This is a genomic window from Planococcus salinus, from assembly GCF_003719725.1.
Classification (GTDB): domain Bacteria; phylum Bacillota; class Bacilli; order Bacillales_A; family Planococcaceae; genus Planococcus; species Planococcus salinus.
This window is the reverse complement of sequence record NZ_RIAX01000021.1, coordinates 16768-27496: the sequence shown is the minus strand read 5'-3', so window position 1 is coordinate 27496 and position 10729 is coordinate 16768. Positions and strand designations below refer to the sequence as shown.

Sequence of the window (10729 nt, the reverse complement as noted above, 5' to 3'; positions counted from 1 at the left end):
GTTATTATTGACGTTTTGCTGTTCGGTTTTCAAGGTTCATATTTCTTCGCCCTCTAAAAGCGACTTCTCTAATTTATCATCACCGCGACAAACAGTCAAGTGTTTTTTGTTATTGTGAAAAACTTAATTGTTTCGCAAAAACTCGTTTGCCTCAAGCGACATTTAATATCATAATACGAATGGGTAAACATTGTCAACGGAAAAACGAAAAAAATTTAAATCCTATAAATCTAGTATCAGCAAGGTGTTTTATTAAACATCCAAAAATTTTTCCTACTATAATTACCAATAAAAAAAGAGCTGATTTCCAAAGCCGTCAGCTCTCCGTAAGATATTGTTCTTCTCTTTTAACTTTTCACACAATAGTATCTATGAAAGATTCCTTCGCTTTTTGTTTTCACTTCTTTTATAAGAATGAGTTCTTTTTCCACCAAAAATTCAATAAACACTTCTAAGTTAGAAGAGTAATTTTTCAGTTCTTCCTGTTCGTGAAGTTCTTGAATTGTCCAGCTCTTCTTTTCTTCCATCACTTCTAAAATATGCTGAGCCCCATCTTTTGTCCGGGAATGGATAAAGAACTCGCTTGCTAAGAACAACAGCTCCAACCTCTTATCAATGGGCTCATCGCTTAAAATCAATTCTTCGTATAATTTGTAAATTGCTGGCTCCATTTGCTTGACTTGAGACCACACCGTTACTTCCGGCGGCAATCCATTTTCCAATACTGAGAGCCTGGCCAAATGATGCAGAGATTCAACGATCAAGTGATAGGCATCCATGTAATTCTTTTCTTCAAAGAATACTTTTCCTTCCAGATAACGCCTTATCAGCTTAGAGAACTCAATTCCCATTTTAATCTTACGTCCATAGAAAGGAAATTCCTTCAGCTCTGTTTTTAACTTCTCCATAAATTCATTTCGATCATAAATAATTCGACCATGAAAAAGCCAATCTACAATTTTACGATTTGTGCCGAGCAGCAGCCACTTATGCAACTGCTTTTCTGTAATAATGTGCATAGCAGCTTTTCTATCTAAATAAGTGTAATGCTTTGTAAATACAGCAGTCTCATTTTCTTTGGTAATAATCAGCAAAATGGAATCGAAAGTGTCGGTGATCGGGCTTACTTTTTCCCTTTTCTCCACTAAAACTACGCCCAGCGTACTTTCTTGGCTCGCGCGCTCCTGGTAGATCGGTCTTAAAATTTGTTCCATTGAATTCCACTCCTTGCAATATCTATCGAGTTTTTCACTGCAGCAGTCCATGTCATCAGTAGTTACGAGGCGGACTGTCACAGCTGAATTCTCACTCGATCTTCTCCGCATTTCTTTATTTCGACATATTTCTTAGAGATTCCTTCCTTCTCAAATCAATATCACTTTTTAACGTCCGATGTGATATAGTATGATTGATACGAGGAGGAAGAAGTTATGAAACCTTATAAAAATAAAATTAACCGCATACGCACGTTTGCTTTAGCGCTCATTTTTATTGGCATCGTCATTATGTATGTTGGTATTTACTTTAGAAATCATCCTGCTGTTATGCTGACGTTCATGCTGTTTGGTGTAGTAGCAATTATCGGAAGTTCGGGAGTTTATGCCTGGATCGGCCTTCTTTCCATGAAAACTATCCCGGTGCAATGCCCAAATTGCGGAAGACATACGAAAATGCTTGGCCGAGTGGATATGTGCATGCACTGCCGCGAACCTCTTACCATGGATCCTTCTCTCGAAGGGAAAGAATTCGACGAAGAGTACAACAAAAAGAATTCGCAGGTTTAAACGTAAAACGTCCGCCGGAACTTTTCAGTTCCGGCGGACGTTTTTTACTTAAAATCCGAATGGCAGAAAAAACCGAGCATCAACATGCGCTCGGTTTCACTGGGCTTTTGCTGGTTTTTCCATACAGTCCTGGCAAGTACCATAAATCTCGAGCCGATGATAATCTACCTGGAAACCTGTAACATGGGAAGCCAAATGTTCGACTTCATCCAATCCTGGGTAATGAAAATCAACAATTTTGCCACAGTCGTTGCAGATCATATGATAATGATCGTGTGTGACGAAATCAAAGCGGCTCGAGGAATCTCCATAAGTCAGTTCTTTCACAAGTCCTGCTTTTCTGAAAACCCGTAAATTATTATATACAGTTGCTACACTCATATTAGGAAAAGTCTTTTCAAGCGCGCGATAAATGTCATCTGCTGTCGGGTGTGTTGTTGAATGAATCATGTACTCCAAAATCGCGTGACGTTGGGGTGTGATTCGTACACCTATCGACTTCAAAGCATCGAGCGCGTCTTTCAATTGCACATCAGACATCGCCGTGCACCTCACTTCGAAAATATTCTTACATTATAATCGTTATAATATAAGTTTACTCAAATATGAGGCATAATGTCAAGAATTCACTGTTTCCAAAGGAAAGTAAGGATCATCACGAATTACTGTGCAAGCCTTTTTCTGTCTGCCCAAGCCGATCGTTGAGGAAACGGGCAGCTACAAACAGGAAATCGCTTAACCGATTCAAATACGAAAGGATTTGCGGTGATATCTCTTCGATGGAAATGGTGGTACGCTCCGCTCTTCTTACAATGGTTCGTGCCACATGAAGAGCCGCTCCGGCCGGATGACCACCGGGCAGGATGAAATTTTTCAAGGGAGAAAGCTCCGCATCAAAACGGTCGATCCACTGTTCCAGCTTTACTACATCTTCTTCCGCCAGTTTCCACTTTACCTCTTTCCCTTTCGGTGTCGAGATTTCCGCCCCTACATGAAACAAAGTGGTCTGTACTTCATGAAGTACCTTTTCCAATTCTTCTTTTTCTTCAAAAAACTCACCGTACAGATGAGACACCGCCAAGCCAATCGCTGAGTTTGCTTCATCACATGTTCCATAGGCCTCAACCAATATGTCGTTTTTTGCCACCCTGGCTCCGTATACAAGCGAAGTTGTTCCTTTGTCACCGCTTTTGGTATAGATTTTCATCGTCAATACCCCTTTTCCATGTTGACAAGATTTGATGGATTCGGATCTTCAGCAAGCCATTTTTTCAAATTGGGAATAAAAACATCGAGAGACCGTTCCACATACTTACTTGAATGACTGGATACATGAGGAGAAATAATAACATTGTTCATTTCCCAAAAAGGATGATGCGATGGAAGAGGCTCCTCCTCGAAAACATCCAATACGGCAAAAGCAATTTCTTCTTTATTCAAGGCTTCAAGCAGCACTGCATTTTCAACTAAGTCGCCACGGCCGAAGTTCATAAAAATCGCATCGCTGTTCATGGCTTGAAAATGTTCCTGTTTAAGCATGTTCTTCGTCTCTTTTGTACTCGGAACAACAGATATGACAATGTCCGCCTTAGGCAATGCTTCCATGATATTGTGAAAACGGACCATTTCATCCATAAACTCAGCAGACACACCTGAGCGGTTGCACCCAATTGTATAAACTCCGAAAGCCTGAAGAAGGCGTCCAATCTCGGCACCGATGGCCCCTGGTCCGATAACAAGTGCAGTACTTCCTTTCAACTCAGAAGAACCCACTCTCCGGTTCCACTCTTTCTTTCGCTGATTTTCATATAATACCGGCAAAGAACGTTTTAATGACAATAAATGCGCCAATACCGATTCACTCATAGGCGTTTTATGAATGCCCCGAACGTTTGAAACGATAATGCCGCGTTCTTGTATGGCTTTATGAGGCATTTTTTCCACCCCTGCGCTGACTACCATAATCCATTTCAGCTTTTTGGCTTTTTCAATGTCTTCAGACGATAAATCCTCTCCATACGTAACGACAATTTCCGCCTCCGGCAACAGGCTTTTGTCTTGTTTGGCGAAATGGAATTGAACTTCGGGAAATTCATTGGTCAGTCGTTGTTGCTGGTCTTCTCTCGGTACAAATGTAAACAGTACTTTCATGGCTTTCTCCTTCTCTGTTCAGGTGGTAAGCGATTTTAATGTATCAAGGACTTCATTGATGTGATTTTCCACTTTAACTTTTCTCCACTCTTTTACAATGGTGCCTGTTGGGTCAATCAAAAAAGTGGAACGTTCGATTCCCATAAATTCTTTGCCATACATCTTTTTTTCGACCCATACCCCATAATCTTCAGATACCCGGTGATCGTCATCGATCAATAATGAAAATGGCAATCCATGCTTCTCGATGAATTTGTTATGCTGATCTCTTGAATCTGCACTAACACCAAGGATAACTGCGTTCAGTTCTGAGAAATCCGATTGTGCATCCCGGAAATCGCAAGCTTGTGTAGTACATCCCGGAGTCATGTCTTTTGGGTAAAAATAAAGAATAACGTATTTTTTCCCTGCAAAGTCCTTTAACGAAACTGTTTCTCCTGCTTCATTCTGCAATTCAAATTCTGGTGCTTCTATTCCTTCTAATGTGGTCATTTCCTTCTCTCCTTTTTTATGCCCCTTTGAAAGGGCGTATAAGTATAAGCGGATCCACCACCATTGTCGGGTTGAAACTCTGGCTGACTGGCAGTTTCTCTTTATGCTTCTATCGTACCGAACGAAGGCGCCAGTTTCAATTTCTTTGGCGTTTTCGAATATTATTGTCTACAATGAGGAATAGAGAAATAGAGGAGGCTTTTAATAATGGACCATTCCACTTCAACAGAATTACATAAAGAGGCACTGAATCACATCGTCGGGGGTGTGAACAGTCCATCCCGGTCGTTCAAAGCTGTCGGGGGCGGTTCTCCCGTTGCTATGGAGACAGCCAAAGGCGCTTATTTCTGGGATGTCGACGGCAATAAATATATTGATTACCTGGCTGCCTATGGACCAATCATCACTGGACATGGACACCCTCACATCACCAAAGCCATCACACGCGCTGCTGAAACAGGGCTTTTATATGGAACACCGACAAGACATGAAATTACGTTTGCAAAAATGCTGAAAGAGGCTATACCAAGCATGGACAAAGTGCGCTTTGTCAATAGCGGAACAGAAGCGGTGATGACGACCATCCGGGTGTCACGCGCTTATACAGGGCGCACTAAAATCATGAAATTCGCCGGTTGTTACCACGGCCATTCTGACCTTGTGCTGGTAGCCGCAGGTTCAGGCCCCGCTACTTTAGGGACTCCTGATTCGGCCGGTGTGCCAAAATCCATCGCGGAAGAAGTGATCACCATCCCCTTTAATGACCCTGCCGCTTTTTCAGAAGCAATGGATAAATGGGGAGAAGAAATCGCCTGCATTCTGGTCGAGCCGATCGTCGGTAATTTCGGCATCGTTGAACCTCGGGAAGGCTTTTTGGAAGAAGTACACCGCATTGCAAAAGAAAAAGGGACTTTGATCGTTTACGACGAAGTAATTACGGCTTTCCGCTTTCATTATGGCGGAGCACAGGATCTTCTGGGGCTGACACCTGATTTGACCGCTCTTGGCAAAATTATCGGAGGCGGCCTTCCAATTGGGGCATACGGCGGCAAAAAAGAGATTATGGAAACCGTAGCTCCTCTGGGCCCCGCATACCAAGCAGGAACCATGGCCGGAAACCCGGCTTCCATCCAGGCCGGAATTGCTTGCCTTGAAGTCCTGGGTGAAGAAGGCGTCTATGAAAAGATGGACAAACTCGGGCGCCGTTTGGAAGAAGGCATCTTGGCTGCTGCAAAGGAATTTGATGTCACGATTACTGTCAACCGCTTAAAAGGAGCATTGACCATTTACTTTACGGACCAAAAAGTGGAAAACTATGAACAAGCCGAAGCTTCAGATGGAGAAATATTCGGCCGTTTCTTCAAATTGATGCTGGAGCAAGGGATCAATTTGGCTCCATCAAAATATGAAGCCTGGTTCTTGACGACCGAGCATACAGAAGAGGATGTGGAAACATCCATCCAAGCTGTACGTCAAGCATTCAAACAATTATAATCGATTCATGATCATTAAAATTTACGGGGAGGAGTCCATAAGTTCATGAAATTAGGTGCACGTATACTGAAAACCGGCGTGGCTATTTCTCTGGCACTGTTTCTTGCCAACTTATTAAATCTGCCTTCCCCCGTTTTTGCCGGAGTCGCCGCGATTTTCGCCATACAGCCTTCCATCTACAGATCTTATTTGACATTGCTGGATCAAATTTATGGGAATTTAATCGGCGCTTCCATCGCTGTTATTTTTGTTCTGACTTTAGGTTCCAACTACCTGACCATTGGCCTGGCGGCGGTCCTGGCCATCATCATCATGATGAAACTGAATTTGGAAAAGCCGGTGCCGCTGACATTGGTCACCATTATCATCATAATGGAATCGCACGAACCGGCATTTCTGGAATTTGCCTCACTCCGTTTTTTGACGGTTTTTCTTGGTATCGTTTCTGCCTTTATTGTCAATATGATCTTTTTGCCGCCAAAGTACGAAACCCGTCTTTTTGCTTCCATCCATGAAGTCAGTGAAGACGTCATCCGTTGGATCCGGGTTTCCATCCGCCATGCTTCAGACCATTCTTCCGTCAAGGAAGATATTGACCGGCTGAATGATAAGTTGGCTAAAGTCGACCAGTGGTATTCGTTCTATAAAGACGAACGAAGTTATACAAAAAAACTGCAGTACGTCAAAGCCCGTAAATTGGTGCTGTATCGTCAAATGATCGCGACCTCCAGGAAAAGCCTGGAAGTGCTCAAACGCTTGCACCGTTTTGAAAATGAATTGACGGAACTTCCTGAGCATTTCCACATGATGGTACAGGAGCGGTTGGAAAGCCTGGCGAGTTATCACGAGCAGCTGTATATGAAATATGTTGGCAAACTGCGTCCTGAGCATAGTGAAAGCTCTGGTCCTGATGCAGTCGTTAAACGCAATGAGGTTATGAAAATATTTGTCAAAGAAATCAATTTGGCACACGAAGAAAACGAAGACGAATTTTCCGTTTACCATTTGATGCACGTGCTGTCCGCCATCATGGATTATGAAGAGCAATTGGAGCATCTGGATTTGCTCATCATTTCCTACCACAATTATCATTCGGAGGAAGTCGAAGCCGAGTTGGAGAATACGATTTAAAAAGGTTGTCGAGAACTACTCGACAACCTTTTTATGATTTCATTCTTGGATCAAGAGCATCCCGCAAACCGTCCCCCATCAGATTAAATCCTAATACAGTCAGCATAATGGCGAGACCCGGAAAAATCATCGTCCACGGTGCATTGGTTAAATAAGGTCTGGAATCAGCCAGCATCTTGCCCCATTCCGGAGCTGGCGCTTGAGCTCCCAATCCAAGAAACCCGAGAGCTGCCGCTTCGATAATCGCCGTCGCAATCGCCAATGTGCCCTGGACAATTACCGGGGCCATGGAGTTCGGCAGTATGTGGGAAAACAAAATCCGGTTATCTTTCATACCAATTGCTTTGGCAGACATAATGTATTCATCTTCTTTAATACTGAGCACTTTCGAACGGATCAGCCGCCCAAAGTTGGGAATGTTAATGATGGCAATGGCAATCAGGGCGTTCCGCAGAGACGGACCCAGAACCGAAACAACTGCAATCGCCAATAAGATGCTTGGGAACGCCAGCATAATATCAAAGATGCGGGAAATAACAGCGTCCACCCAGCGTCCGTAATATCCCGCCAGTATTCCCAACAAGCTCCCCATCAAAGCAGAACCGACAACCGCTAAAAATCCGACCCATAAAGAAATTCTGGCCCCGTGGACAATGCGGGAGAGAATGTCACGGCCAAAATCATCCGTCCCCAACCAGTAGGTGCTGGAAGGAGGGAGCAGCCGTTCCGGTAAATTCTGCTCGTTAATGCCCTGCATAGTGACAAGAGGACCGAAGACCGCCAATAAAATGAAGAAAATGACGATGCCCATCCCAACGACTGCTATTTTGCTTTTTCTGAACCCCCTCCACGCTTCTTTCCAGGGACCTGCCACTTTATCAGATTGAACTTTTTTGTTTTCTACAGCTGATTGGGACAATACACTCTCCCCTTCCTAATCATACTTAATGCGCGGATCGACCAACCCATACAGGAGGTCGACGAAAAGATTGATCATCACAAAAATGAAAGCAACTATCAAAATTCCCGACTGGATCACCGGATAGTCACGGAATCCGATGGCGTCATAAATATATCTGCCGATGCCAGGCCAGCCGAAAATGGTCTCTGTCAGAATGGCTCCGCCAAGAAGCAGCCCCATTTGAAGGCCGATAATCGTCAAGACAGGAATGATGGCATTTTTCAAAGCGTGCTTGTACACTACCCAAAACATTTTCAGTCCCTTGGAACGGGCCGTCCGCACATAATCAGAACGCATCACTTCCAGCATACTGGAGCGTGTCATCCGTGCAATGATGGCCATGGGGATGGTTGCAAGAGCCGTCCCCGGCAGGACAAGATGCCTTAACACAGTCGACAATTGATTGAATTCTCCTTGTATAAGTGTATCAATGACGTAGAAATTGGTGATGGTCTCAACCGGATCTCTGACATTCTCACGTCCCGTAGTCGGCAATATGCCAAGTTCGATGGAAAAGATCCATTGATTCATCAGACCCAGCCAAAAAATCGGCATGGAAACACCAACCAGCGCAATAACCATTGCCGCGTAATCAAACCAGGAGTTTTGAAACCAGGCGGAGATGATTCCGGCATTGATCCCGATGATCACTGCTATGATAATGGCAAACACAGACAACTCAATGGTCGCCGCAAGATAAGGCCAAACTTCATCCACTACAGGTGTACGGGTTCGCAATGACTGACCCAAATCACCGGTAATCAGTCCCTTCAAATAATCGAAATACTGGATATACCAGGGATTGTCCAATCCCAGACTGGTTCTTAATGCTTTCACTGCTTCTTCAGAAGCCTGTTGCCCCAAAATAACCTGTGCTGGATCTCCCGGTATGGCCCGGATAATCATGAACACGATGAACGTCATTCCCAGCAGAACCGGAATCAATTGCAGCAGGCGCCTGCCAATATAATGGAGCATCTTCTTCACCTCTCCGTTTTCAGCAATATGTAAAACAATAGGAAAAAAAGAGGAGAAATCAAAATGACCTCTCCTCTTGCTGTTTCTACTCCAAATCTACAGCTGATAGTTTATCAGAACCGGTAGGATGCGGTTTGAAGTCCACTACATTACTTCCACCGGCAAGAAGCGGTGTAGAATGTGCAAGCGGTACCCATGGAGCATCTTCATGAATGATTTCCTGCGCCTGCATGTACAGATCATTGCGCACATCTTCATCCACTTCGGTCTGAGCAGCAATCAACAGATCGTGCAGCGCCTGGTTTTCATAGTAAGTGTAGTTGTTCGAACCGATATTGTCCTGGTCGAGCAATACATAAAGGAAGTTATCCGCATCTCCGTTATCACCGGTCCATCCCAGCAAAAACGCATCCGCTTCACCATTTGCCGCTTTTTCCAAATACGTGGCCCATTCAAACGAAACGATTTCCGCATTGACACCGATATCAGCTAAATTACTTTGAATCGCTTCTGCCACTTTTTGGCCATCCGGCATGTAAGGGCGAGGAACCGGCATTGCATACAATTCCATATCGAAGCCGTCAGGAAGACCCGCTTCCGCCAACAACTCCCGGGCTCTGTCCGGATCATATTCATAACCCTCAATATTGTCATTGTAACCACTGATTACAGGAGGAATTGGATTTTTCGCCACTTCTGCCCGTCCTTCAAAAAATGCATCCACAATTGCCTGCTTGTCGATTGCATGATTCATAGCCTGGCGTACCAACGGATCGTCGAAAGGTTCGCGCGTAACCGTCATCCCTAAGTAACCGACGTTCATGGATGGCCGTTCGAACAGTTGGAGATTATCGTCTCCTTCAATTGTAGCGCCGTCAGAAGGCGTGATACCATCTGCCAAATCAATCTCACCGGACAATAAAGCGTTCAAACGTGCAGAGTTATCAGGAATGGAACGGAAAATCACCCGATCCAGCTTTGGTTCATCTTCAATCCAGTAATCATCAAATTTCTCAATCGTCACAGAATCGTTGCGGCTCCAATCAACGAATGTGAACGGGCCTGTGCCTACAGGATTATCTCCGAAAGAATCACCCGCCGCTTCAACAGCTGTTGGAGAAGCGATTCCGAAAGGGCTCATTGCCAGGTTTTTCAGGAAAGGTGCCTGTGGTCGCTTTAACTTAAATTCGACTTCGTAGTCACCTGTTGCGGTTACCGATTCGATGACGTGTCCGTCTTCATCGCCAAACCCGCCGAACATCGAACCGTAATAAGGAAATTGGTCAGCATCGCCGCCTGCCCACCGCTCAAAGTTGGCAACGACTGCATCGGCGTTGAACTCGGTGCCATCATGGAACATAACGCCTTCCCGCAAAGTCAGGGTATATGTCAGCCCATCTTCCGCCGCTTCCCAGTCTGTCGCAAGCCCCGGTTCAATTTCGGTATCCTGTTCTCCGAAATTGATCAGTGTATCAAAAATGTTTTTTGTCACTTTAAAAGATTCACCATCTGTAACTGTGATCGGATCCAGTGACACCGAGTCACCGCCACGACCAAACACCAATACTTTTTCTTCGCCCGAGTCTCCGCTGTCGCCCGTATCCCCCGAATCCGTTCCAGTGTCTGTTCCACTGTCAGCCGAGTCATCGTTGTTGCAGGCAAACAGCAGCAACGTCAACAGCAGCAACAAAAATGCCAGTGAGAAAATTTTTCTATTCCCCAAAATTGACCCCTCCAT

11 protein-coding genes are annotated in these 10729 nt (G+C 44.6%); 3 read left to right on the top strand and 8 right to left on the bottom strand.

Going from position 1 to position 10729, the window contains the following annotated elements; translation table 11 throughout:
- Positions 1 to 347 precede the first annotated feature (347 nt).
- The gene (locus EEX84_RS15955) at positions 348 to 1214 is read right to left on the bottom strand and encodes a nucleotidyltransferase-like protein (RefSeq protein ID WP_123166650.1); all 867 of its coding nucleotides are present in this window, start codon (positions 1212 to 1214) and stop codon (positions 348 to 350) included.
- A gap of 216 nt (positions 1215 to 1430) precedes the next feature.
- Between EEX84_RS15955 and EEX84_RS15950 the strand changes: the two genes are divergently transcribed.
- Complete coding sequence (locus tag EEX84_RS15950) at positions 1431 to 1784, top strand: YgzB family protein (protein ID WP_123166649.1); 354 nt, start codon at positions 1431 to 1433, stop codon at positions 1782 to 1784.
- Between the two features lie 96 nt (positions 1785 to 1880).
- Here the strand turns inward: EEX84_RS15950 and perR are convergent, their stop codons facing one another.
- From perR to bcp, 4 genes are all read right to left on the bottom strand, one after another.
- Complete coding sequence (perR, locus tag EEX84_RS15945; RefSeq protein WP_123166648.1) at positions 1881 to 2324, bottom strand: peroxide-responsive transcriptional repressor PerR; 444 nt, start codon at positions 2322 to 2324, stop codon at positions 1881 to 1883.
- A gap of 115 nt (positions 2325 to 2439) precedes the next feature.
- Positions 2440 to 2991 (bottom strand): cob(I)yrinic acid a,c-diamide adenosyltransferase, encoded by a 552-nt coding sequence (locus EEX84_RS15940; protein ID WP_123166647.1) that lies wholly within the window; start codon positions 2989 to 2991, stop codon positions 2440 to 2442.
- A gap of 2 nt (positions 2992 to 2993) precedes the next feature.
- A complete protein-coding gene (locus EEX84_RS15935) occupies positions 2994 to 3935 on the bottom strand; it encodes a D-2-hydroxyacid dehydrogenase (RefSeq protein ID WP_123166646.1) in 942 nt (313 codons plus the stop codon).
- Between the two features lie 18 nt (positions 3936 to 3953).
- Entirely contained in the window at positions 3954 to 4427 is a 474-nt protein-coding gene (gene bcp, locus EEX84_RS15930) for a thioredoxin-dependent thiol peroxidase (RefSeq protein ID WP_123166645.1), read from the bottom strand.
- 207 nt (positions 4428 to 4634) lie between these two features.
- Here bcp and EEX84_RS15925 point away from each other — a divergent pair, with 207 nt between their 5' ends.
- The gene (locus EEX84_RS15925) at positions 4635 to 5921 is read left to right on the top strand and encodes a glutamate-1-semialdehyde 2,1-aminomutase (protein ID WP_123166644.1); all 1287 of its coding nucleotides are present in this window, start codon (positions 4635 to 4637) and stop codon (positions 5919 to 5921) included.
- A 45-nt stretch (positions 5922 to 5966) separates the two neighbouring features.
- Positions 5967 to 7052, top strand: a complete 1086-nt coding sequence (locus EEX84_RS15920; protein ID WP_123166643.1) for an FUSC family protein — start codon at positions 5967 to 5969, stop codon at positions 7050 to 7052.
- A gap of 31 nt (positions 7053 to 7083) precedes the next feature.
- Here the strand turns inward: EEX84_RS15920 and EEX84_RS15915 are convergent, their stop codons facing one another.
- The 3 genes from EEX84_RS15915 to EEX84_RS15905 form a co-directional block, all read right to left on the bottom strand.
- The gene (locus EEX84_RS15915) at positions 7084 to 7971 is read right to left on the bottom strand and encodes an ABC transporter permease (protein ID WP_123166642.1); all 888 of its coding nucleotides are present in this window, start codon (positions 7969 to 7971) and stop codon (positions 7084 to 7086) included.
- Between the two features lie 15 nt (positions 7972 to 7986).
- A complete protein-coding gene (locus tag EEX84_RS15910) occupies positions 7987 to 8991 on the bottom strand; it encodes an ABC transporter permease (RefSeq protein ID WP_123166641.1) in 1005 nt (334 codons plus the stop codon).
- A gap of 85 nt (positions 8992 to 9076) precedes the next feature.
- On the bottom strand, positions 9077 to 10714 hold the full coding sequence (locus tag EEX84_RS15905) for an ABC transporter substrate-binding protein (protein WP_123166640.1): 1638 nt from the start codon (positions 10712 to 10714) through the stop codon (positions 9077 to 9079).
- Positions 10715 to 10729 lie beyond the last annotated feature (15 nt).